The 22,661-nt window shown below is 60.0% G+C and carries 27 protein-coding genes and 1 pseudogene; 20 read left to right on the plus strand and 8 right to left on the minus strand.

What is annotated here, in order from left to right:
• Nucleotides 1-113: 113 nt before the first annotated feature.
• Nucleotides 114-419, minus strand: a complete 306-nt coding sequence (gene cyaY / locus ACKTSJ_RS00140) for an iron donor protein CyaY (RefSeq protein WP_407896176.1) — start codon at nucleotides 417-419, stop codon at nucleotides 114-116.
• Between the two features lie 90 nt (nucleotides 420-509).
• Here cyaY and lptM point away from each other — a divergent pair, with 90 nt between their 5' ends.
• From lptM to ACKTSJ_RS00155, 3 genes are all read left to right on the plus strand, one after another.
• A complete protein-coding gene (gene lptM, locus ACKTSJ_RS00145) occupies nucleotides 510-653 on the plus strand; it encodes an LPS translocon maturation chaperone LptM (RefSeq protein ID WP_407896178.1) in 144 nt (47 codons plus the stop codon).
• Nucleotides 646-1,935: a diaminopimelate decarboxylase gene (lysA, locus tag ACKTSJ_RS00150; RefSeq protein ID WP_407896180.1), complete on the plus strand. Its 1,290-nt coding sequence runs from the start codon at nucleotides 646-648 to the stop codon at nucleotides 1,933-1,935. Before lptM ends, lysA begins: the two co-directional genes overlap by 8 nt.
• Before the next feature lie 172 nt (nucleotides 1,936-2,107).
• Nucleotides 2,108-2,536 carry a histone H1-like repetitive region-containing protein gene (locus ACKTSJ_RS00155; protein WP_407896182.1) on the plus strand — a complete coding sequence of 143 codons (429 nt, stop codon included), beginning with the start codon at nucleotides 2,108-2,110 and terminating at the stop codon, nucleotides 2,534-2,536.
• A 198-nt stretch (nucleotides 2,537-2,734) separates the two neighbouring features.
• Here the strand turns inward: ACKTSJ_RS00155 and mgtE are convergent, their stop codons facing one another.
• Genes mgtE through aroE form a run of 3 tightly spaced genes read right to left on the minus strand, consistent with a single transcriptional unit; the run spans nucleotide 2,735 to nucleotide 5,739 of the window.
• Nucleotides 2,735-4,186 (minus strand): magnesium transporter, encoded by a 1,452-nt coding sequence (gene mgtE, locus ACKTSJ_RS00160; RefSeq protein ID WP_407896184.1) that lies wholly within the window; start codon nucleotides 4,184-4,186, stop codon nucleotides 2,735-2,737.
• 51 nt (nucleotides 4,187-4,237) lie between these two features.
• Complete coding sequence (mtgA, locus tag ACKTSJ_RS00165) at nucleotides 4,238-4,933, minus strand: monofunctional biosynthetic peptidoglycan transglycosylase (protein WP_407896186.1); 696 nt, start codon at nucleotides 4,931-4,933, stop codon at nucleotides 4,238-4,240.
• Nucleotides 4,930-5,739 carry a shikimate dehydrogenase gene (gene aroE, locus ACKTSJ_RS00170; protein WP_407896188.1) on the minus strand — a complete coding sequence of 270 codons (810 nt, stop codon included), beginning with the start codon at nucleotides 5,737-5,739 and terminating at the stop codon, nucleotides 4,930-4,932. The genes mtgA and aroE overlap by 4 nt, the downstream gene beginning before the upstream one ends.
• A 57-nt stretch (nucleotides 5,740-5,796) precedes the next feature.
• Here aroE and ACKTSJ_RS00175 point away from each other — a divergent pair, with 57 nt between their 5' ends.
• From ACKTSJ_RS00175 to panD, 10 genes and pseudogenes are all read left to right on the plus strand, one after another.
• Complete coding sequence (locus tag ACKTSJ_RS00175) at nucleotides 5,797-6,147, plus strand: hypothetical protein (protein WP_407896190.1); 351 nt, start codon at nucleotides 5,797-5,799, stop codon at nucleotides 6,145-6,147.
• 72 nt (nucleotides 6,148-6,219) lie between these two features.
• A complete protein-coding gene (locus ACKTSJ_RS00180) occupies nucleotides 6,220-7,224 on the plus strand; it encodes a hypothetical protein (RefSeq protein WP_407896192.1) in 1,005 nt (334 codons plus the stop codon).
• Between the two features lie 277 nt (nucleotides 7,225-7,501).
• A pseudogene (locus ACKTSJ_RS00185) lies at nucleotides 7,502-8,011 on the plus strand (DUF4372 domain-containing protein); the annotation flags it as partial.
• 238 nt (nucleotides 8,012-8,249) lie between these two features.
• Nucleotides 8,250-8,912 carry an HAD family hydrolase gene (locus tag ACKTSJ_RS00190; protein ID WP_407896194.1) on the plus strand — a complete coding sequence of 221 codons (663 nt, stop codon included), beginning with the start codon at nucleotides 8,250-8,252 and terminating at the stop codon, nucleotides 8,910-8,912.
• 190 nt (nucleotides 8,913-9,102) lie between these two features.
• Nucleotides 9,103-10,446, plus strand: coding sequence for a polynucleotide adenylyltransferase PcnB (gene pcnB, locus ACKTSJ_RS00195; protein WP_407896196.1), 1,344 nt, complete (start codon nucleotides 9,103-9,105; stop codon nucleotides 10,444-10,446).
• Nucleotides 10,446-10,931, plus strand: a complete 486-nt coding sequence (gene folK, locus ACKTSJ_RS00200; RefSeq protein ID WP_407896198.1) for a 2-amino-4-hydroxy-6-hydroxymethyldihydropteridine diphosphokinase — start codon at nucleotides 10,446-10,448, stop codon at nucleotides 10,929-10,931. Before pcnB ends, folK begins: the two co-directional genes overlap by 1 nt.
• A 65-nt stretch (nucleotides 10,932-10,996) precedes the next feature.
• The gene (locus ACKTSJ_RS00205; RefSeq protein WP_407896200.1) at nucleotides 10,997-11,638 is read left to right on the plus strand and encodes a deoxynucleoside kinase; all 642 of its coding nucleotides are present in this window, start codon (nucleotides 10,997-10,999) and stop codon (nucleotides 11,636-11,638) included.
• A gap of 5 nt (nucleotides 11,639-11,643) precedes the next feature.
• Entirely contained in the window at nucleotides 11,644-12,438 is a 795-nt protein-coding gene (gene panB, locus ACKTSJ_RS00210; protein ID WP_407896202.1) for a 3-methyl-2-oxobutanoate hydroxymethyltransferase, read from the plus strand.
• Nucleotides 12,438-13,265: a pantoate--beta-alanine ligase gene (gene panC / locus ACKTSJ_RS00215; RefSeq protein WP_407896204.1), complete on the plus strand. Its 828-nt coding sequence runs from the start codon at nucleotides 12,438-12,440 to the stop codon at nucleotides 13,263-13,265. Before panB ends, panC begins: the two co-directional genes overlap by 1 nt.
• 57 nt (nucleotides 13,266-13,322) lie before the next feature.
• Nucleotides 13,323-13,706 carry an aspartate 1-decarboxylase gene (gene panD, locus ACKTSJ_RS00220; RefSeq protein WP_407896206.1) on the plus strand — a complete coding sequence of 128 codons (384 nt, stop codon included), beginning with the start codon at nucleotides 13,323-13,325 and terminating at the stop codon, nucleotides 13,704-13,706.
• Nucleotides 13,707-13,869: 163 nt separating this feature from the next.
• Here panD and purB read toward each other — a convergent pair whose 3' ends face one another.
• The 4 genes from purB to ACKTSJ_RS00240 form a co-directional block, all read right to left on the minus strand.
• Nucleotides 13,870-15,240 carry an adenylosuccinate lyase gene (gene purB, locus ACKTSJ_RS00225; protein WP_407896208.1) on the minus strand — a complete coding sequence of 457 codons (1,371 nt, stop codon included), beginning with the start codon at nucleotides 15,238-15,240 and terminating at the stop codon, nucleotides 13,870-13,872.
• Nucleotides 15,241-15,285: 45 nt separating this feature from the next.
• Nucleotides 15,286-16,374, minus strand: coding sequence for a tRNA 2-thiouridine(34) synthase MnmA (gene mnmA / locus ACKTSJ_RS00230; RefSeq protein WP_407896210.1), 1,089 nt, complete (start codon nucleotides 16,372-16,374; stop codon nucleotides 15,286-15,288).
• A 48-nt stretch (nucleotides 16,375-16,422) separates the two neighbouring features.
• Complete coding sequence (locus ACKTSJ_RS00235) at nucleotides 16,423-16,869, minus strand: NUDIX hydrolase (RefSeq protein WP_407896212.1); 447 nt, start codon at nucleotides 16,867-16,869, stop codon at nucleotides 16,423-16,425.
• A 145-nt stretch (nucleotides 16,870-17,014) separates the two neighbouring features.
• Entirely contained in the window at nucleotides 17,015-17,812 is a 798-nt protein-coding gene (locus ACKTSJ_RS00240) for an inositol monophosphatase family protein (protein ID WP_407896214.1), read from the minus strand.
• Nucleotides 17,813-17,874: 62 nt separating this feature from the next.
• On the opposite strand from ACKTSJ_RS00240, the gene ACKTSJ_RS00245 reads away from it, so the two are divergent.
• The 7 genes from ACKTSJ_RS00245 to hscB all read left to right on the plus strand — a co-directional run bounded on the left by ACKTSJ_RS00245 (nucleotide 17,875) and on the right by hscB (nucleotide 22,659).
• Nucleotides 17,875-18,639, plus strand: a complete 765-nt coding sequence (locus tag ACKTSJ_RS00245; RefSeq protein WP_407896216.1) for an RNA methyltransferase — start codon at nucleotides 17,875-17,877, stop codon at nucleotides 18,637-18,639.
• Nucleotides 18,632-19,360, plus strand: a complete 729-nt coding sequence (gene cysE, locus ACKTSJ_RS00250) for a serine O-acetyltransferase (protein ID WP_407896218.1) — start codon at nucleotides 18,632-18,634, stop codon at nucleotides 19,358-19,360. The genes ACKTSJ_RS00245 and cysE overlap by 8 nt, the downstream gene beginning before the upstream one ends.
• Nucleotides 19,361-19,456: 96 nt before the next feature.
• A complete protein-coding gene (locus ACKTSJ_RS00255; RefSeq protein ID WP_407896220.1) occupies nucleotides 19,457-19,930 on the plus strand; it encodes an Rrf2 family transcriptional regulator in 474 nt (157 codons plus the stop codon).
• A gap of 12 nt (nucleotides 19,931-19,942) precedes the next feature.
• Entirely contained in the window at nucleotides 19,943-21,163 is a 1,221-nt protein-coding gene (locus ACKTSJ_RS00260) for an IscS subfamily cysteine desulfurase (protein WP_407896222.1), read from the plus strand.
• 79 nt (nucleotides 21,164-21,242) lie between these two features.
• Nucleotides 21,243-21,659, plus strand: a complete 417-nt coding sequence (iscU, locus tag ACKTSJ_RS00265; protein ID WP_407896224.1) for a Fe-S cluster assembly scaffold IscU — start codon at nucleotides 21,243-21,245, stop codon at nucleotides 21,657-21,659.
• Nucleotides 21,660-21,668: 9 nt separating this feature from the next.
• The gene (gene iscA, locus ACKTSJ_RS00270) at nucleotides 21,669-21,992 is read left to right on the plus strand and encodes an iron-sulfur cluster assembly protein IscA (RefSeq protein WP_407896226.1); all 324 of its coding nucleotides are present in this window, start codon (nucleotides 21,669-21,671) and stop codon (nucleotides 21,990-21,992) included.
• A gap of 130 nt (nucleotides 21,993-22,122) precedes the next feature.
• Nucleotides 22,123-22,659 (plus strand): Fe-S protein assembly co-chaperone HscB, encoded by a 537-nt coding sequence (hscB, locus tag ACKTSJ_RS00275; RefSeq protein ID WP_407896228.1) that lies wholly within the window; start codon nucleotides 22,123-22,125, stop codon nucleotides 22,657-22,659.
• Nucleotides 22,660-22,661: the final 2 nt, after the last annotated feature.

The raw sequence follows: 22,661 nt of genomic DNA on the forward strand, positions 1-22,661 counted from the left end.
CGACATCCTGTCGCATGCCGCCGCGGATAATCTTGCCTTGGCGTGCGTGCTCCAGACGGCCGCTGCGGGTGCCTCTGTCTCCTCCCGGCCAGTCGGCGGGCGGCAGTCTAGTTTCAAAATAGAATCTCGACGCCGGCACCCAGTCGTGCCAGCTCTCCCAGTTTTGCAAACAGTTCGCTGCCGTCGCGCTGGCTCTGCCAGACGCCATTGTGCAGGGCGAAATGGAAGCCGCCGGATTTTGCCGCCAGCCAGATCTCGCGGTTGGGGACGTGCCGGTTGACGATGAGCTTGTTGCCGTCCTGGAATTCGATCTCCATGACCGAGCCGTTGCTGTCGTAGTCCAGGTCGCCGTGGTCGAGCGCGCGTTCGATGCGCCCGAAAATTTCGTCCGCCAACCGGTTGAATTCGCTTTCCGTCATCATTGCTCCTTGCTGAGTGGCCGGCACGCGCTTCGCTTATAATCGCGGCCGTTTTGAGTTGAACCTTCGGGTTATAGAAAGAATTTCATCATGCGTACCCTCGGCATTATGTTTCTGTTGCTCTTGTGCGTGCAAGGATGCGGGCGCAAAGGACCGCTGTATCTGCCCCAGGCGCAAGCCGGTTTTTCCGACACGTATTCACATTCCCTCAAGGACGAGGCAAGCCATGAATGATCATTTCCGTTACCGCCAGGACGAACTGTACGCCGAGCAAGTCCCGCTGGGGCTAATCGCCCGGCGCTTCGGGACGCCTTGCTATGTCTATTCGCGTGCTGCACTGGAAAGCGCATTCCACGAATTCGACCAGGCCCTGGCGGCGCACGAGCATCTGCTGTGTTACGCGGTAAAGGCCAATCCCAATCTGGCCATCCTCAATCTGTTCGCCCGACTCGGCGCGGGATTCGACATCGTCTCCGGCGGCGAACTGCAACGCGTTCTGGCCGCGGGGGGCGCGGCAGAAAAGGTGGTCTTTTCCGGGGTGGGCAAGCGCGAGGACGAGATGCGCCAGGCGCTGGAAGCGGGCATCCTGTGCTTCAACGTCGAGTCGGCGGCGGAACTGGACCGTTTGAACCAAGTGGCGGGCGGGCTGGGCCAGATTGCGCCGGTCAGTCTGCGCGTGAACCCCGATGTCGATGCCAAAACGCATCCTTACATTTCCACCGGGCTCAAGCAGAGCAAATTCGGCGTGGCCTATTCCGAGGCACTGGCGCTTTACCGCAAGGCGGCCGGAATGGCACACCTGCGGGTGACCGGCATCGACTGCCATATCGGTTCGCAGCTCACCGAAGTCGGCCCGTTCATCGCCGCGGCCGAGAAGGTGCTGGCGCTGGTGGACAGGCTTGCCGCCGAAGGCATCGCGCTGGAGCATTTCGATTTCGGCGGCGGGCTGGGGATTTGCTACGACGACGAAACACCGCCTTCCATTGCTGAATACGCCCGTGCGTTGTTACATGCCTTGTCCGGTCGCAGCGAAAAACTTATTGTCGAACCGGGCCGGGTGTTGGTCGGCAATGCCGGCGTGCTGCTGACTCGGGTCGAATATCTCAAACAGGGCGAAGAGAAGAATTTTGCGATCGTCGATGCGGCCATGAACGATCTGATGCGCCCGGCTCTTTATGAGGCGTATCACCAGATCCTGCCGGTGCAACTTGCTCACCCACTCCAACCCGTCCCCGGAGGGCGCGGGGGTGAACGAGACAAGCAATCTTTGATTTTCGAGGTGGTCGGGCCGGTTTGCGAGAGCGGCGACTTCCTCGGGCACGCCCGTGAACTGGGGGTTGTGGCGGGGGATGTGCTGGCGGTGATGTCGGCCGGCGCATACGGTATGAGCATGAGTTCCAACTACAACACGCGCCCGCGCGCGGCCGAAGTGATGGTGGACGGGGAACAGACCCATCTTATTCGCGAACGCGAAACCTTGGAGCAACTGTATGCCACCGAAAAAATCATCACGTGATTTTTTTGCATATAACTGCACAAATCTATTGCGAAAAAAAAATATTCGCGCATAGAATGCCGCCACCGTGCGTGTTGGGAGATTTCAAGCAACTGAAAGACGCATCGGGAGTGCTGCGGTTGCACGCAATGTAGTATTTGGTTAGTCCATCAAACTTTAATAAGGAATGAAAATGGCAACTGCTACCAAAGCGAAAAGCACCACCAAAAAACCCGCAGCGAAAAAGGCTGCTGCAAAGAAACCGGCCGCCAAAAAAGTAGCTGCCAAGAAACCCGCAGCGAAAAAGGTCGCGGCAAAGAAGCCAGCCGTCAAGAAAGTAGCCGCCAAGAAACCCGCAGCGAAAAAGGTCGCGGCAAAGAAGCTGGCCGTCAAGAAAGTAGCCGCCAAGAAAGTCGCCGCCAAGAAACCCGCAGCGAAAAAGGCTGTGGCAAAGAAGCCAGCCGTCAAGAAAGTAGCCGCCAAGAAACCGGCAGCGAAAAAGGCTGTGGCAAAGAAGCCAGCCGTCAAGAAAGTAGCCGCCAAGAAACCGGCAGCGAAAAAGGCTGTGGCAAAGAAACCGGCTGCCAAAAAAGCGTCCGGCAAAGGCATCCTCGGCGCCTGATAGCGGTAGATTAGGGCGGGCGCCGGGCCGTTGCGTTTCGCCCTTTCTATCCGTTCTTCATACGTGTCGTCTGGCCGTGCGCAGTCTGTCCGCGCAGGCATGCTGGTCGGATCGCCTGGACTTTTCTGATCGCAATTTGCTGATCTCAATCGGCATCGTGCGCCTCATTGCCGTTGTTGCGCAGGGGGGCAGACCAGGTTAGATCAGGAATACCGTCGCCAAGCCAAGAAAGATGAAAAAGCCGCCGCTGTCGGTGATTGCGGTGAGCATGACGCTGGCCCCGATGGCGGGGTCGCGACCGAGACGCTGCATCAGCAGCGGGATGCCGATGCCGACCAGTGCCCCCAGGGTGAGATTGAGCAGCATGGCGCTGGTCATCACCAGCCCGAGCGGCACGCTGCGGTAGAGGAAGTAAGCGAACAATCCCGCAATTCCCCCCCATACGATGCCGTTCAGGCCGCTGATCGCGAGTTCTTTCAGCATCAGCCGGCGTGCGTTGTTCTGGTTGATCTGGCCGAGGGCAAGCGAGCGGATGATGATGGTGGTGGTCTGGTTGGCGGAGTTGCCTGCGATGCCGGCAACGATGGGCATCAGGGTGGCAAGTGCAACCATTTGCGCGATGGTGCCCTCGAATTCGCCAATCACGCGCGAAGCAAAAAAAGCGGTGCACAGATTCAGCGCCAGCCAGGTCCAGCGGTTCTGCGCCGACTTCCACACCGAGGCGAAGATATCTTCCTCCTCGCGCAAGCCGGCCTGGTTCAGCAGGTCGGTATCGGATTCCTCGCGGATGAAGTCCAGGACCACGTTCACCGTGACCCGGCCGAACAATTTCCCGTCTTCATGCACCACGGGCGCCGACACCAGGTCGTAGCGTTCGAACGCCTGTGCGGCGTGTTCCGCCTTGTCGTCGGGATGCAACTGGACGACGTCGGTGATCATCAACTGCCCCACCGGGGTTTCGGGTTCGTTGACGACGATCAGGTTGATCGGCAGTACGCCCCGGAAGCGCTCATCCCGGTCCACCACGAAAACCTGGTCGGTATGGTCGGGGAGTTCGTCGAAACGGCGCAGGTAACGGGACACGGCTTCCAGCGTGACGTCTTCCCGCACATGCACCATGTTGAAATCCATCAGGGCGCCGACCGAGTCTTCCGGATAGGACATCGCCGCGCGCAGTTGTTCGCGCTCTTCGATCGGCAGCGACTTGAACACATCGCGGATCACGTGATGCGGCAAGTCTGGCGCAAGGTCGGCGATTTCGTCGGTGTCGAGCTGTTCGGCGGCTTCGCGCAGTTCGTCGCGGCTCATGTCCGCGATCAGCGATTCGCGTACCGAATCGGAAACCTCAATCAGGATTTCGCCGTCGCGGTCGGCCTTGACCAGATTCCACACCAGCAGGCGCTGTTCGATGGGGAGCGCTTCCAGGATGTAGGCGATATCGGCGGCGTGCAGGGCTTCCAGTTTTTCGCTCAACTCCGCCAGGTGGCGCTTGTGCAGCATCTTGTCCAGCAGCTCGTGGCGTTCCGCACGCGGCAATTCCTGGTTATGCACAACCGTTTCCAGCAACGCCTGTTTCTCCAGCAGGTGTTGCACCTGCTGGAGATGTTCCTGCACGTTATCGGTGAATTGGTGTTCCGTGTTTTCGGTCATGGCGCGGCCCGGAAAATTGCGCGCTATTGTAAGGAAAATAAGCGGTCGCCGTCAGGGTATCTCGGCATCCGGCATACGTTCCAGAATGATCAGCGTCTTGGCCAGCATGCCCGAAGCCTGGCGATGGCGGTCGTAGTAGCGCGGGTTGGGCACCATGGCGGCGAGGCGTGCCGCCTGCTCGGCGGTGAGTTGAGAAGCTCTGACCCCGAAGTAATGCCGTGCCGCCGCTTCCGCGCCGAATACGCCATCGCCCCACTCGATGACGTTCAGGTAGATTTCGAAGATGCGCCGCTTGTCCATTGCGGTCTCCAGCATCAGCGTGATCAGGACTTCTTCGCCCTTGCGCCACGGCGTGCGTTTGGTGGAGAGGAAGAGATTCTTGGCCAATTGCTGACTGATGGTGGAACCGCCCGCGACGATCCGGCCCTTCTTCAAATTCTTCTGGTAAGCCTTGGCGATCCCCTCCCAGTCGAACCCTTCGTGATCGACAAACTTTGCGTCCTCGGCGGCAATGAGCGCGCGCTTGAGATTGTTCGAAATAGTGTTGTAGGGCACCCACTTGTGTTTCAGTTCGGCATCCGGATTCCTGTCCTGCATCACTTCCAGGCGATCCGCCATAAAGGAGCTGCCGGCCGGATTGAACTTGATCCACCAGCAGATGTGGGCGAACAGCCACAACTGGTAGAGCAGCAGCAAGGCGAACAGCACCGCCACGCTGCGCCAGAACAGGCTGCGCGGCATTTTCATTGTTTGCGCAGGGCGGCCAGGACGGGGGTGGTATCCGGGCGTACCTTGCGCCACAGGGCAAAAGAGGTGGCGGCCTGTTCCACCAGCATGCCCAGGCCGTCGGCAACGATGGCCGCGCCCTGCTGCCGCGCGAACGCCATGAACGGCGTCTCCTTGCCGTACAGCATGTCGTAGGCCAGTGCGCCGGGCTTGAACAGTCCATCCGGCAAGGGCGGAAGCTGGTCCGACAAGCCGCTGGAAGTGGCGTTGATGACCAGGTCGAAGCTGCGCCCGGTCAGGGCCTCGTAGGATCGGGCGTGCACCGTTCCCGCACCTTCGAACGGCGCCGCAAGCTGTTCGGCTTTGGCCTCGGTGCGGTTGGCGATGACGATGCTGATCCCGGCATTGAACAGCGGCCACAGCACGCCGGCTGCCGCCCCGCCGGCGCCGAGCAGCAAGGCGTCCTTGAGGAACAGTTTGAATTGCAGGTTCTTTTCGATATCGGCGAGCAGGCCGACGCCGTCGGTGTTGTCGCCCAGGATTTCCCCGCCTTCGAAAATGAGCGTGTTCACCGCACTGGCATCATTGGCGCGACCGCTGCGTTGCGTCGCCAATTGGTACGCCTCGAATTTGAACGGCACGGTGACGTTGCAGCCTTTGTAACCTTCGGCACGCAAGCGTGCGATGGTCTCGGCGAAGCCTTCCAGCGGCGCTTCGATCGCTTCGTAGCGGATGTCCTGTCCGGTCTGCTGCGCGAACATGCGGTGGATCAGCGGCGATTTGCTGTGCGCGATGGGGTTGCCGATCACGGCATATTTATCGGTCATTGCTGGAAGTGCCAATCAGTGAGGGCGGAAAGTGCGCGGATTATAGCGGCTTAACCCGTGCGCTTCAGCATTGCTGTCAGCAAATCGGTCAACGCCATTGCCCACACGATCGCGACGTCCACCTCAGTGATGATCGTGAACCTGTCGGTCAATCTGATACACTTGATCCCGGACACCGCCCTGCAGTGGCTAGGATTCCACACGCAGAGCTCAAGTGCGGGTAACCGTTCAGGTGAGAATTTTACAGCCGTGGCGACGGTGGGGACGGCGGCAGGACGGGATATCATGGGGAAGGCCATGGCGAATATCAGGGCCAGGCGAGGCAAGGCTGCAGACGACAAGGCCAAGGCTGATATGCTAAATATGCATGGTTTGCAGAAGGCGCGTGCTGCGGTCAGCGGTGGCTGATCTCTGCCTGACATGACGCATGAATAATCACTATAGCGCGCAGACGATGTCTGCTTACATAAGGGACATGGTATGAACGAATTTGTCAAAGGAATGGTGCTTGGGAATCTCCTAGTGCCGGATCAGACTGCTCAGATAGAGGCTGATTCGAGGGCGGAAATAGCTGGCATGCAGGCTGATCGGGCAATAGCGATCGCTGAAAGGAAACACCAGGAGCTTGTGCAGGCGCACGAAGCCAGGCAATGCTGGCACTTGTATGCTTCTCGCCTGCGCGTCAACTTGGAGGCCCGCAAGATAAGCGAGGCGGCCCTGCTGGAAGCGTTGATGCGGGAGGGAATCAATCATCCACTAGCTACCGCAGAAGGGTTTGAGGCGCATTTCAAGGCAGAACTTGATAAGCAGTATAGGATCGCTGCGCAAGCTGAAGAGCACGCCAAGGAGCTTGAGATTTTGAATAGCATCCCGCCTCTTCAGCACCACCTGAACAAGATTGACGCGGAATATTTGGCGCGCATGCCCGTCGAGATTGCTCAGCTTAGCGAAGATCAACGACGTGATGCGATGAAAAAAGCTAATGAGCAAGTCAGCTTCGGGTTTGCAAAATCGATGCCGGAGTGGGTTTCGCTTGAAAAAGAACGGTTGGCAGCACTTGCACAAGCGGAGAGGGATTTTGATTCAGGCTCGGAGACGGCAGAGTCCTCTATTGCCGCTGCGCCATCGGAGTGCCCGACACTCTATTCGGAATACCGAGAGATTGCTGTGCAATCTAGAGAGTACGCCAAGGAGCTTGAGATTTTGAATAGCATCCCGCCTCTTCAGCACCACCTGAACAAGATTGACGCGGAATATTTGGCGCGCATGCCCGTCGAGATTGCTCAGCTTAGCGAAGATCAACGACGTGATGCGATGAAGAAAGCTAATGAGCAATTCAGCTTCGGGTTTGCAAAATCGATGCCGGAGTGGGTTTCACTTGAAAAAGAACGGTTGGCAGCACTTGCACAAGCGGAGAAGGATTTCGACTCAGACTCGATCAGAACTGATGCACCTATTGCCCCCAGGCGCAAGCTGATCTATTAATCGAACTAGTGTAGTGTTGCACGCTATCTGGAACTTATGCCAAGGTGCGGGAAGCTCTTGTGGGTCGGGTTTTAACCCGACATGTCGGACTGAAGTCCGACCCACAAAGGTTTGCAATAAGTATCGTTAAGAGTGCAGCACTACACTAGGTCAGTAGTGTCCGGAGATTCGATAGTTTGACCATGTTAACTCATTGAGCAACCGTTACTAAATGGCATATTTTCCGTAACCGATTTCAACTTGCGCCAAACTTCCTTCCTTCACAGGAAGGGTGCATATGCACGCAGGGAAATTGGTGTTCGCTCAACTGATGGCTCATCTGCCATTACACCTATTCCGTCAGTGCGTAGCCCGCTATCCCAATCGGTATCCCGCACTCAAGTTCTCGCATCTCGATCAATTCCTCTGCCTGGCCTTCGCGCAACTGACTTACCGCGAGAGCTTGCGCGACATCGAAACCTGTCTGCGCGCCCACCAAGCCAAGCTCTATCACTTGGGTATCCGGGGCCATATCGCCAAGAGCACATTGGCCGATGACAACGAGAAGCGCGACTGGCGCATCTACCAGGATTTCGCGATGAGCTTGATCCAGACTGCCAGACAACTCTACGCCAGCGACAGCTTTGCCGTGAAACTGGAACAGACTGCCTATGCGCTCGACACCACGACCATCGACCTGTGCTTGAGCGTCTTCCCTTGGGCGCGCTTCCGTCAGGCCAAGGCCGCTGTCAAGATGCATACGCTGCTCGACCTGCGCGGCAACATTCCAACCCTCATTCACATCAGCGCCACTGCAGCGCTGTAGGTATGGCGACTGAAAATCAACCGCGAAAGATCGTTCCTCGCCAGTGATGTCCGGCTTACTTTAGAGGGTGAATCTGGTATCGTTACCGCGGGGGATAGGGGGGTTCTCTTTGTAATTTTGTTGGGTAGGACAAAAGTATTCAGGTGTTGAGGCAATGCTTTCATCTGAACGGTGTGAGGCTGGATTGCACCCATTCTTGAATCAAAATTAAGGAGCAGCAGTGAATCTGGCCTTATTCGATCTGGACAATACGTTACTGAGTGGCGACAGCGATTTTGAGTGGTCGCAATTTTTGATCGAGCGGGGCGTGCTCGACCGCGAGCTGTTCGAGTCCAAGAATCTGGCGTTCTACGAGCAGTACAAGGCGGGAACCTTGGACATCCACGAATTCCTCGATTTCCAGTTGAGACCGTTGTCGCGCCATGCGCGCAAGGTGCTGGACCAGTGGCATGAGGATTTCATGCATATCAAGGTGCGTCCGATGATCGGCGACAAGGCGCGAGCGCTGGTGGCACAACACCGGCAGGCCGGCGATGTGTGCGCCATCATCACTGCCACCAATAGTTTCGTCACCGCGCCCATCGCGCGCGAGTTTGGCATCGAACATCTGATCGCCACCGAGCCGGAAGAAAAGGGTGGCGAGTTCACCGGCCGTGTGGCGGGCATTCCCAGTTTCCGCGAAGGCAAGGTGACGCGCATGGAGCAATGGCTGGCCGGGCAGGGCTGGCAGTGGGATAGTTTCGAGCAAAGTTGTTTTTACAGCGATTCACTCAACGATCTGCCGCTGCTGTCCAAAGTCAAACGTCCGGTCGCGGTCGATCCCGACGACACCCTGCGCGCGCACGCCGCGCAGCACGGCTGGCCCATCCTGTCCTTGCGTTAATCGAGAACTCGCGTAGCGATTCGTTTGCCCTTTCTCCTGCTTGTGGGGGAAAGTTGGATAGGGGGAACGGGGCAAGGCATGGGTTCACATGCTTTAGAGCGAAGAGCCGACTGCCGGGGTGCGCAGTGTATAATTCGCGCCCGTTGCCGCGCTCAAGCCAGCGGCGGCATCCGCAACTTCCGGCGACAACATGATCAAAAGACTATTCAGGAAAGTGTTCGGCAAATCCCGCACGGCCAAGGCGGCGGGCAAGGCGCATGTGATTCCGTTGCGCGAGCACCGGGTGGCGCGTGACGGCATCAGCGACAGCGCGCAGCGCGTGACCGACGGCCTGCAGGCGGCCGGCTTTCAGGCTTACGTGGTGGGCGGCGCGGTGCGCGATTTGCTGCTGGGCTGTAAACCAAAAGATTTCGATGTGGCGACCGATGCCACGCCGGAGCAGGTGAAGCGCGTGTTTCGGCGCGCCCGCATCATTGGCCGCCGTTTCAAGCTGGTGCATGTCATGTTCGGCAGCGAAACCATCGAGGTCTCCACCTTCCGCCGTGCGATGGAGGTTGACGAGGCGGAGACCGACGCGCACGGGCGCATCCTGCGCGACAACGAATTCGGCGACATGGAGCAGGATGCCGCGCGGCGCGATTTCACCGCCAACGCACTGTTTTACGACCCCGCGACCCAGGAGATCATCGATTACCACCACGGCTATGCCGACATCCGCGCCAAGGTGTTGCGCATGATCGGCGACCCGGAAGTGCGGTTCCGCGAGGACCCGGTGCGGATGCTGCGCGCGGTGCGGCTGGCCGCCAAGCTCGGGATGAAGATCGATCCCGCCACGGCCGCGCCGATCGCCCGTCTGAAGGAACTGTTGCGCAATGTGCCGGAGGCGCGCCTGTTCGACGAGATGCTCAAACTGCTGTTGTCCGGCCACGCGCTGGCATGCATCAAAAAACTGCGTTTCAAGGGCCTGCACCATGGCCTGTTGCCGATGCTGGACGTGATCCTTGAACAGCCGATGGGCGAAAAGTTTGTGATGCTGGCCTTGCAGAACACCGATGACCGCATTGCCGCAGACAAGCCGGCTTCGCCCGCTTTCCTGTTTGCCGCATTGCTGTGGCATGAAGTGCTGGCGACCTGGAAAACCAGGCAGGCGGCGGGAGAGCGGCCGGTCGCCGCGCTGCATGCGGCCATGGATGACGTGCTGGAACGGCAGCGTGCGCAACTCGCCATCCCGCGCCGCTATGACACGGTAATGAAAGAGTTGTGGCTGTTGCAGCCGCGCTTCGAGCAGCGCGGCGGACAGCGTCCGTTCCGTCTGCTGGCGTTGCCGCGTTTCCGTGCCGCCTACGATTTTCTGTTGTTGCGCTGCGCCAGCGGCGAGGTCGATGCGGCGCTGGGTGACTGGTGGACCGAGTTTCAGGAAGCCGACGAGGCGCGCCGCGCCGAGATGCTGCAGCCGGACAGCGGTGCGCCGAAGAAACGCCGCCGCCGCAAAAAGCCGTCTGCCGCCGTGCAGGCAGAATTGCCGATCGATTGATGCGGCATCTCGCTTACCTCGCGCTGGGCAGCAACCTTGAAGACCCGGCTGCACAAGTCAGAAATGCGATGAATGCCCTGGATGCGCTGCCGCACACCCGTGTGCTGAAATGCTCATCGTTGTATCGCAGCGCGCCGGTCGGCTATCTGGACCAGCCCGATTTCATCAACGCGGTGGTGCAGGTGGCAACCGGACTGGCGCCGCATGCGCTGCTGGATGCGATGCTGGCGCTGGAACAGGCTTGCGGCCGCACGCGCGAATTCGCCAATGCGCCGCGCACGCTCGATCTGGACTTGTTGCTGTATGAGGCTCTTGTGCTGCACGAACACGGCCTGACCTTGCCGCACCCGCAAATGCACCGGCGTGCCTTCGTGTTGCAGCCGTTGCTTGAAATTGCGCCGGATTGCGTGATTCCCGGAGTCGGCCCGGCGGCAGTGGTGGCAAAGGCGTGCGCCGAGCAACAGCTGGTGCGGTTGGATTCGTAGGTCGGACTTCAGTCCGACAGGTCGGGATGAAGCCAGACCCATAGTGTTTCCAAGGACTTGCAAGGATGCTGGAAAAATATCGCTACATCGTGGTGGAAGGCCCCATTGGCGTGGGCAAGACCAGCCTCGCCCGGCGTCTGGCCGAACACGCCGCCGCGCAGCCGATGCTGGAAAAGCCGCAGGATAATCCGTTTCTGGCGCGGTTCTACGAGGACGCCGCGCGCTACGCGCTGCCGACTCAACTTTTTTTCCTGTTCCAGCGCATCGACGAGGTGCGCGAGCTGACGCAGATGGACATGTTCCGGACGCGGACCATTGCCGATTACCTGTTCGACAAGGATGATCTGTTCGCGCGCCTGAACCTGAGCGATGAGGAATACACCCTGTACCAGTCGATCTACCGCAACCTGGCACCGCAGGCGCCCGCGCCCGACCTGGTCATCTATTTGCAGGCTTCGGTCGATACCCTGGTCGAGCGGGTGCGGCGGCGCGGCCACCGCTACGAGCGGCCCATTCAGGACGATTATCTGGCACGTCTGGCCGACAACTATCGTGAATTCTTCCATCACTACAGCGCTGCCCCCGTGCTGGTGGTGAATAGCGAAAACCTGAATTTTGCGGATAATGCGGATGACTTCCAGCTGCTGCTCGACCGCATCGGCCGCATGCGTGGGCAGCGCGAGTATTTCAACGTGAGTGGGGACTGAAGCGCATGGCGCGAATGACTTTGAGCAAGCTGCAAACGATGCGCGAGCGCGGCGAAAAAATCGCCGTGCTGACCTGCTACGACGCCAGCTTCGCCACGCTGCTGGAGAACAATGGCGTGGAAGTTCTGCTGGTCGGCGATTCGCTCGGCATGGTGGTGCAGGGACGCGAGAGCACGCTGCCCGTCACCATCGAGCAGATGGCGTATCACACCTCCTGTGTTGCCAGCGGCGCGCAGCAGGCGTTCATCATCGCCGACATGCCCTTCGGCACCTCGCAATACAGCCCGCGCGAGACTTTTTCCTACGCCGTGCAACTGATGCAGGCCGGGGCCGAGATGGTCAAGCTCGAAGGCGGCGCGGAGATGGCCGATACGGTTGCTTTCCTGACTTCGCGGGGCATTCCGGTGTGCGGCCATATCGGCCTCACCCCGCAATCGGTGAACCAGCTCGGCGGCTACAAGGTGCAGGGCAAGACCGATGCCGCCGCCAGGAAACTGCTGAATGATGCGCAAGCCTTGCAGGACGCAGGTGCGGGCCTGATCGTGCTCGAAGCCATTCCCGCCGCGCTGGGCGCGCAAGTCACCCAACAACTGCGCATCCCCACCATCGGCATCGGCGCGGGGCCTGACTGTTCCGGCCAGGTGCTGGTGGTGTACGACATGCTCGGCATCTATCCCGGCAAAAAAGCGCGCTTCGTGAAGGATTTCATGCCGGGTGCGGGCTCCATCGCGCAGGCGGTGGCGAACTACGTGGCCGAAGTGAAGTCGGGAGCATTTCCGGCGGCGGAGCATTCGTTCTGATGCAACTCATTCATTCCGTATCCGAGCTGCGCGCCCGTCTCGCCGGCGAAAACGCCGTCGCTCTCGTGCCCACCATGGGCAATCTGCATGAAGGGCATATCGCGCTGGTGCGCCAGGCGCGGGAACGCGGGACATGCGTGGTGGCGAGCATCTTCGTCAACCCCCTGCAGTTCGGGCCGAACGAGGATTTTGACCGGTACCCGCGCACGCTGGAGGCGGATTGCGCCAAGCTGCAAGGGCTGGCGGACGTGGTGTTTGCGCCATCGGTCGGCGCAATGTATCCCGAAACACAGACGGTCTTCGTCGAGCCGCCACCCCTCGCCAATGAATTGTGCGGCGCATGCCGTCCCGGCCATTTTCGCGGCATGGCCACGGTGGTGCTGAAGCTGTTCAATCTGGTGCAGCCGCAAGTGGCACTGTTCGGCAAGAAGGATTATCAGCAACTCGCCCTCATTCGGCAGATGGTCAGCCAGTTCAATCTGCCCATCGAGATCGTCGGGGGCGAGACGGTGCGCGCGGCGGACGGTCTGGCCTTGTCCTCGCGCAACCAGTATCTTTCGCCCGCCGAGCGAACCGAGGCGGTTTTTCTGTATCGAACGCTGGTCGCGGCGGCTGACGCGCTGCGGGCGGACGACAAAGACCCTGCCGTCATCGAGCAGAAGGCCGCGCAAGCGCTTGTCAAGCGCGGCTGGCAGGTGGAGTATGTGTCCATCCGCGCCCAGGCAGGACTGGCAATACCGCAACAAGGTGAGCGCGCACGCGTGATCCTGACGGCGGCAAGGCTGGGCAAAACCCGCCTGATCGACAACATCGAGGTTTGTCTTTGAGGTGGCGGCGTTTATAATGCGCGACTCCGCAAGCAGAGGGTGGGACAGGAGGTAATCATGCAACGAACCATGCTACAAGCCAAATTGCACCGCGTGCGCGTGACGCAGTCCGAACTGCATTACGAGGGTTCGTGCGCCATCGACGACGACTTCCTCGATGCATCCGGCATCCGCGAATATCAGCAGATCGATATCTACAATGTCACCAACGGCGAGCGTTTCACCACATATGCCATCCGTGCTGCGCGCGGCTCCCGCACCATCTCGGTCAACGGGGCGGCGGCACACAAGGCGAACCCGGGCGACATCCTCATCATTGCGGCCTACGCCAACTATTCCGAGCTGGAATTGCAGAAATATCATCCCTCCCTCGTCTATTTCGACGAGAACAATCGCATCATCGAACAGCGCAAAAAGATTCCGGTGCAGGCAGCCGGCTGATTCGCCGCCTTGAATGCAAACAGCCCCGCTACGGCGGGGCTGTTGTTTTGTGTGGGTCGGACTTCAGTCCGACAAAGCAGCGATGAACTCAACCCATTGTCGGGTTAAAACCCGACCCACAAGGTTTTCCTGCACATTGGCAGCGTACAACACTACACTGGATTCAGATACGTTTCGCCAGTTCCGCGGCCTTGCCGATATACGTTTCCGGACGCAAGGCCTGCAGACGCAGTTTCTCGCTTTCCGGAATCGCCAGCGTATGGATGAAGGCGGCCAGACTTTCGCGGTTGATGCCGCCCTTGCCGCGCGTGAGTTCCTTCAATTTGTCGTAGGCGTTCTCGATGTTGTAGCGGCGCATCACGGTCTGGATCGGCTCGGCCAGCACTTCCCAGCTGTGGTCCAGGTCTTCCGCCAGTTTCTGCGGGTTGGCCTCCAGCTTGTTCAGGCCTTTCACACAGGATTCGTAGGCGAGCAGGGTATAGCCCAGTGCCACGCCCATGTTGCGCAACACGGTGGAATCGGTGAGGTCGCGCTGCCAGCGTGAGATTGGCAGCTTTTCCGACAGATGTTTTAACAGTGCATTGGCCAGGCCGAGATTGCCTTCGGCGTTCTCGAAGTCGATCGGGTTCACCTTGTGCGGCATGGTGGAAGAACCCACCTCGCCCGCCACCACGCGCTGCTTGAAATAACCGAGCGAGATGTAGCCCCAGAGGTCGCGGTTCAGGTCGATCAGGATGGTGTTGGCGCGGGCATAGGCATCGTACAGTTCGGCCATGCAGTCATGCGGCTCGATCTGGATGGTGTAGGGGTTGAAGGCCAGACCGCGCGCTTCGACGAAACGTTTGGCAAAACCCTCCCAATCGACATCGGGGTAGGCCGACAGGTGCGCGTTGTAGTTGCCGACCGCGCCGTTGATCTTGCCCATGATTTCGACCCCGGCGATGCGCGCATGGGCGCGGCGCAGGCGATACACCACGTTCGCCATTTCCTTGCCCAGCGTGCTCGGCGTCGCGGTCTGGCCGTGGGTGCGGCACAGCAGCGGCAGCGAGGCATGGGCATGCGCCAGGTCTTGCAGTTTGTCGATGATGACGCGCAGGGTTGGCAGCATCACTTCGTCGCGCGCGTGGCGCAACATCAGCGCATGCGACAGGTTGTTGATGTCTTCCGAGGTGCAGGCGAAGTGGATGAATTCCAGCGCATCTTTGGTTTCGTCGTTCTCCTCCAGTTTCTCGCGCAGCCAGTATTCGATCGCCTTCACGTCATGGTTGGTGCGGCACTCGATCGTCTTGATCTGTTCGGCATCCGCCTCGCTGAATTCGGCGGCAAGCTGGTCGAGCCAGGCGATGGTGGCGACCGAGAACGGCGGCAGTTCGACGATGGCGGGTTCCGCGCTCAACGCTTTCAGCCATTCGATCTCCACCCGCAGGCGATAGCGGATCAAACCGAATTCGCTGAAATGCGGGCGCAATGTTGCGACTTTCTGGTGGTAGCGCCCGTCGAGGGGAGAAAGGGCGGTAAGGGCTGACAATGACATGGTGTGTGCTTTCAAATTCAAAATGGGCCGCGCGATTTTACCGCGTTATTGCTCGATGATGCCGCCACCGAGGCACACCGCGCCGTCATACAGGACGACTGATTGGCCCGGCGTCACCGCCCACTGCGCTTGGTCGAAGGTGAAACGGGCGGCATTGTCGGCCAGTGGGATGATGCGGCAGGCCGCATCCTGCTGGCGGTAGCGCGTCTTGGCCGCGTAGGCGCGCGTGCTTTCCGGCGCGCCGCCGCTGATCCAGTGCAGGTCCAGCGCATCCAGTTGCGACTTCAGCAACAGCGGATGGTCATGTCCCTGCACCACGAGCAGGCGGTTGTTGGCCATGTCCTTGCCGGCGACGAACCACGGCTCGCCGCTGCCTTCCTTGCCGCCGCCGATGCCTAACCCTTGGCGCTGGCCGTAGGTGTAGAACGACAGGCCCATGTGCCGGCCCATTACCTTGCCTTCTGGGGTGACCATATCGCCCGGCTTGGTCGGCAGATAGCGGCTGAGGAACTCGCGGAACGGGCGCTCGCCGATGAAGCAGATGCCGGTGCTGTCCTTCTTCGCCGCGTTGGAAAGTCCATGCTGGTGTGCGATCTCGCGTACCTTGCGCTTGGGGATGTTGTTCAGCGGGAACATCGACTTGGACAGTTGCTGCTGGTTCAGGCGGTGCAGGAAGTAGCTCTGATCCTTGCTGGCATCGTCCGCCTTGAGCAGTTGGAACAAACCATCCCGTTCGCGCACGCCGGCGTAATGGCCGGTGGCGATCTTCTCGGCACCAAGCCGGATGGCATGGTCGAGGAAGGCTCTGAACTTGATCTCCGAATTGCACAGGATGTCCGGATTGGGCGTGCGCCCGGCCTCGTATTCGCGCAGGAAATAACTGAAGACGCGCTCCTTGTATTCCTTGGCGAAATTCACCGCCTCGATGGGGATGCCGATCGTGTCCGCCACCGCAACCGCATCGATCAGGTCCTGGCGCGAGGAGCAGTATTCGCTGTCGTCATCGTCTTCCCAGTTCTTCATGAACAGGCCGATGACATCAAAGCCCTGCTGCTTGAGCAATAAAGCGGTCACGGAAGAGTCCACGCCGCCGGACATGCCGACAACGACAGTGATTTTACGATTGCTGTTCACGATCGGCCCCTCTCCCTCCGGGAAAGGGTTCGGGTGAGGGTTTGTCTTTTACTCATAGTGAGTGATCAACTCCAGCGGGTAACGCTTGCCCGCAAGATAATCCTCGACGCAACGCAGGATCAGTGGGCTGCGGTGGCGATCCTGGGTGGCGCGAATCTCGTCCATGGTCATCCATGCCGCGCGCACGATGCCGGTGTCCAGCTTGCGTTCAGGGTGGTGGGCGGTGATGCGTCCGCCGAAGGCGAAGCGCAGATAGGTAATGTCGGAGCCGGGAGCGGGCCAGCGATAGATGCCGATCAGATATTCCGGCACAAAATCATAGCCGGACTCTTCCAGCGTCTCGCGTACAGCACCTTCAGCCAGCGTCTCGTTTGCTTCCCAGTGTCCGGCGGGTTGGTTGAAACGCAGCCCTTGGGCGGTTTCCTCCTCGACCAGCAGGAATTTGCCATCCTGTTCGAGCACGGCGGCAACGGTGGCGTGGGGTTTCCAGATCATTGGGCGGTCGCAGTGTTCACGCGTGCCATCGTGGGGGTGGCGTAGGCGTTCGCGGCGCATCCCGTGGGCATGCCGCTCATGTTGTGGAATCGGTTAAATGCATTCATTCCGGATCGTGATGCACTGTTTGGACGGGCAATCCTGTTTAAGCCTTTAATCCGTCCGTCAGGTGCGGCGCGATGAGCTTGAGCAGTTGTTCGTGGATGAACGGGTTGCCAGCGCAGATGTGGCCACTGCTCATGTAATTCTGATTACCCGCGAGGTCGCTCACGAGGCCGCCGGCCTCGGAGATGAGCAGTGCGCCCCCGGCGATGTCCCAGGGCTTGAGGCCGGTTTCGAAGAAGCCGTCGTAGCGGCCGGCGGCGGTCCAGGCCAGATCGAGCGAGGCGGCGCCGGGGCGGCGCAGGCCGGCCGTCTGCTGCATCAGGTCGCGGAAGATCGCCATGTAGGCGTCCATGTGCTCGAAGCGCGTGTAGGGGAAGCCGGTGCCGATGAGTGCCTCGGTCATCTCCTTGCGCTTGCTGACGCGGAGGCGCTTGTCGTTAAGGAATGCGCCGCGGCCGCGCGTGGCGGTGAACAGGTCGTTCTTGGTCGGGTCATAGACGACGGCCTGGGTCAGCACGCCGTTGTGCTGCAGCGCGATGGAGACCGCGTACTGCGGTACACCGTGCAGGAAGTTGGTGGTGCCGTCGAGCGGGTCGATGATCCAGAGATATTCCGACTCGCCTTGGGCGCCGCCTTCCTCTGCTAGAATCGCGTGGGTCGGATAGGCCTGCAGCAAGGCTTCGACGATGATGCGTTCGGCGGCGCGGTCCACTTCGCTGACATAATCCGCGTGGGATTTCTTGGTCACGGTGAGGTGGTCGATGTTGTCGGCGGCACGGTGGATGAGATTGCCGGCGCGACGCGCGGCCTTCACCGCGATGTTGAGCATGGGGTGCATATCAGTACAACCTTTTTAATGAGCTGGGGAAATCCGGCACGCATTTTAGTTGGTATTGCCTTTTGAATAAACCTAATCCTTTAGATAACGTCCGTGTGGTGTTGAGTCACACCACCCATCCCGGCAACATCGGCGCGGCGGCGCGGGCGATGAAGACCATGGGGCTGCGCCGGCTGTATCTCGTCAATCCGCGTTTTTTCCCCGATGCGCAGGCCACGGCGATGGCGGCGGGTGCGGATGACATCCTGGAAAGTGCGGTGGTGTGCGCCTCAATCGATGAGGCCTTGCACGGCGTGGTCTTCACGGTGGCGATGACGGCGCGCCTGCGCGACATTGCCATCGAAGTCAAAACCCCGCGCGAGGCGATGCCGCTGGTGCTGCAGGAGGCGGTCGCGCATCCGGTGGCCCTGCTATTCGGCACCGAGATGTCCGGCCTGACCAACGCGGAGGTGGGGCGCGCGCATCTGGGAGTGAACATCCCGGCCAATCCGGATTTCTCCTCGCTCAACCTGGCCGCCGCGGTGCAGGTGATGGCTTATGAGTTGAATGTCGCGCGGCAGGCTGGTGTGCCGGCCATGCGCGCAGTCGAGCCTGCGCCGCACGAGCGGGTGGAAGGCCTGTACGCGCATCTGGAAAAGACGCTGCACGAGATCGGCTTTTTCACCACGCAGAACCCGGCGCGGATGATGCAGCGGATGCGCCGCCTGTTTGCGCGCGCCCGGCTGGAGGACGAAGAAATCAATATCCTGCGCGGTATCTTGAGCGTGGCGACCGCGTACAATGCGCGCCTGAAAAAACGTTATTCGGAAGAGCATCCAGATGTTTAAAAATATCCGCGAGGACATCGCCAGCGTATTCGACCGCGACCCGGCGGCGCGCACCACGTTCGAGGTGCTGACCTGCTATCCGGGGCTGCATGCGCGGATCGCGCACCGTCTGACGAATCGGCTGTGGCACGCCGGAATGAAATGGCTGGCGCGTTTCATCTCGCATCTCGCACGCGGGCTGACCGGTATCGAAATCCATCCCGGCGCCACCATTGGCCGCCGTTTTTTCATCGACCATGGTATGGGCGTGGTTATCGGCGAGACCGCCGAGATCGGCGACGACGTGACGCTGTATCACGGGGTGACGCTGGGCGGTACCTCATGGCAGGAGGGCAAACGCCATCCGACCTTGGGCAACGGCGTGGTGGTGGGGGCGGGCGCGAAGATTCTGGGCCCGATCCATATCGGGGACGGCGCGAAGATCGGCTCCAACGCGGTGGTGGTCAAGGATGTGCCGGCGGGGGCGACGGCCGCCGGTATCCCGGCCCGGGTGCTGGACGAAGCGAAAAAATCCCCCGGCTTCAATGCCTACGGTCTCGGCAGCGACCAGAACGACCCGGTGGCGAAAGCCTTGCACGGCCTGATCGGACACAGCGTGTCGGTCGATCAGCGTATCGAGCACATCCTGCAGCAACTCGAAAAGATGGGGGTGCGCCTCGAAGACGAGCAGGCGACTGCGGATAAATTCGATCCAAACTACCTGAACAAGATAGTTGACTAAAAAAATCGGGTATCCTATGATTCGTCGCAGCCCGGTCAGCGCAAGGCGCGTTTCCGGCAGAAGCCAAGGCTTCCAATTTTTTCGAGGGGTATAGCGATGCGACTGACGACTAAAGGCAGGTTTGCGGTAACGGCGATGGTGGACTTGACCCAGCGCGGAGGGAAGGGGCCGATCACACTGGCGGCCATCAGCGAGCGGCAGAAAATCTCCCTTTCCTATCTGGAACAATTGTTCGCCAAGCTGCGCAAGAACAATATCGTGGCCAGCGTGCGCGGTCCGGGCGGCGGGTATTGTCTGTCACGGCCAGCCAGCAAGATTTCGATCGCGGAGATCGTGCTGGCGGTGGACGAGCCGCTGGATGCCACCAACTGCGGGCGCACCGGCACGTGCATGGATGGCAAACCTTGCTCGACACATGAATTGTGGATGGAATTGAGCGACCGCATTTACGAATATCTGCATCAGGTCAGTTTGCAGCAGGTGGCCAACGGGCAGGTGAAGTCCGAGCCGTCCCGCACCGCTGCCATCGTGATGTCGCCGCGGACGATTGGTGCGCACGTGGCGGCTTGAGGAAATTAGAAAATGACACAGAAAATGCATCTTCCAATCTATATGGACTATTCCGCGACCACCCCGGTGGATCCGCGCGTGGCAGCGGCGATGATTCCGTACCTGACCGAGAAATTCGGCAATCCGGCTTCGCGCTCCCACGCCTACGGCTGGGAAGCAGAAGCGGCGGTGGAGCATGCCCGCGAACAGGTCGCGGCGCTGGTGAACGCCGATCCGAAAGAAATCGTGTGGACCTCCGGCGCGACCGAGTCCAACAATCTGGCGCTCAAGGGCGCGGCCAATTTCTACGCGAGCAAGGGCAAACACATCATCACCGTGCAGACCGAGCACAAGGCCGTGCTCGACACCGTGCGCGAGCTCGAACGCCAGGGGTTCAGCGCGACCTATCTGGCGCCGGAAGCGAACGGACTGATCGACCTGGACAAGCTCAGGGACGCCATCCGCCCTGATACTGTGCTGGTGTCGGTGATGTATGTGAACAACGAGATCGGCGTGATTCAGGACATCCCCGCCATCGGTGAGCTGTGTCGTGAGAAAGGCGTGCTGTTGCATGTCGATGCGGCGCAGGCGACCGGCAAGGTGGTGATCGACCTGCAAAAACTCAAAGTTGATCTGATGAGTTTTTCCGCGCACAAGACTTACGGCCCCAAGGGCATCGGCGCGCTGTATGTGCGGCGCAAACCGCGCGTGCGTCTGGAAGCGCAGATGCACGGCGGCGGGCATGAGCGCGGCTTCCGTTCCGGCACGCTGCCGACGCACCAGATCGTGGGCATGGGCGAGGCGTTCCATCTCGCCAAGGAAGAAATGGCGACCGAGAACGAGCGCATCCGCATGCTGCGCGACCGTCTGTGGGCCGGGCTGTCGAGCATGGAGGAGGTGTATCTCAACGGCGACATGGAGCGCCGCGTGCCGCACAACCTGAACGTGAGTTTCAATTTTGTCGAGGGCGAATCGCTGATCATGGCGGTGAAGGACATCGCGGTGTCCAGCGGATCGGCCTGTACCTCGGCCAGTCTGGAACCGTCCTATGTGCTGCGCGCCCTGGGGCGCAACGACGAACTGGCACACAGTTCGATCCGCTTCACCGTCGGTCGTTTCACCACCGTCGAGGAGGTGGATTACGCCATCGCGCTGCTGCACGACAAGATCGGCAAGCTGCGCGAGCTATCCCCCTTGTGGGATATGTTCAAGGAAGGCGTGGATTTGAATTCGGTACAGTGGGCGGCACATTAGAGAACCGCCCTTTGCCCGCCCGGCGGCGTTGTCGGACAAGCAAACCATCGGTCCTCTGGATAATTCTAAGGAGAAAAAAATGGCATACAGCGAAAAAGTACTGGATCACTACGAGCATCCGCGCAATGTCGGATCACTGGACAAGAATGACTCGTTCGTCGGCACCGGCATGGTGGGTGCGCCGGCCTGCGGCGACGTGATGAAGTTGCAGATCAAGGTCGGCAAGGACGGCGTGATCGAGGATGCGAAATTCAAGACCTACGGTTGCGGTTCGGCCATCGCCTCCAGTTCGCTGGTGACCGAATGGGTCAAGGGCAAGACCGTGGATCAGGCGCTGGCGATCAAGAACACGCATATCGCCGAGGAACTGGCCTTGCCGCCGGTGAAGATTCACTGTTCCATTCTGGCCGAAGACGCGATCAAGGCGGCGGTGGCCGATTACAAGTCCAAGCATGGCGGGACGGTGGAGACTGCCGCCTGCAACGCGAACAAATAGGAGGCGGAGATGGGTGTCACTCTGACCGAGAACGCGGCCAAGCATGTGCAGAACTTCATGGCCAAGCGTGGCAAGGGAGTCGGTCTGCGCCTGGGCGTGCGCACCAGCGGCTGTTCCGGCATGGCGTACAAGCTGGAGTTTGCCGACGAGGTGGCGGACGACGAGCTGGAATTCACCAGCCACGGCGTCACGCTGCTGGTCGATCAGCAAAGTCTGCCTTACCTCGATGGCATGGAACTCGATTACACGCGCGAAGGATTGAACGAGGGCTTCAAGTTCAACAACCCAAACGTCAAGGATACCTGCGGCTGCGGTGAAAGCTTCAAGGTTTGAAAAACAAACTTCTTTCGCCACAGAGACCCAGCGGCACCGCGAGCAACGGTAGTCAGCTATCGTTGGGTGACCTTGTTGTGAAGATGGCTCTTCCTCGGTGTCTCAATGTCGCTGTGGTGGGGATGACTTGATGATCTCTTCAGACTTTCAGCAGGACTTCTTCTCCCTCTTCAATCTCCCCCGTCGCTTCGAGATCGACCAGGCCGAGCTCGATCGGAAATATCGCGAGCTGCAAGCGCAAGTCCATCCGGACAAGTTCGCCCACCTTTCCGATACCGAACGCCGCCTGTCGGTCCAGTGGGCGACGCGCGTGAACGAGGCTTACCAGACCCTGCGTTCGCCGTTGGCGCGCGGGCGTTACCTGTTGGCGCTGCAGGGCGTGGACACGCAGGAAGAAACCAACACCGCGATGCCGGTCGAGTTCCTCATGCAGCAGATGGAATTGCGCGAAGCACTGGAAGCGGCCCTGCAAAGCAAGGACATGGCGGCGCTGGACGCGCTGGAAGCGCAGGTGAAACAGACGATCCAGGCGCTGCAACAGCAGCTCGCGTTGGCGCTGGATGAACAACGGGATGATGCGGCCGCCGCCGGTCTTGTGCGTAAACTGAAATTTATGGAAAAGATCGCGGAAGAGATAGCTGCCGCATTCGACGAACTGGATTCCTGATC

This window comes from Ferrigenium sp. UT5, assembly GCF_045866295.1.
Lineage (GTDB): Bacteria > Pseudomonadota > Gammaproteobacteria > Burkholderiales > Gallionellaceae > Sideroxyarcus.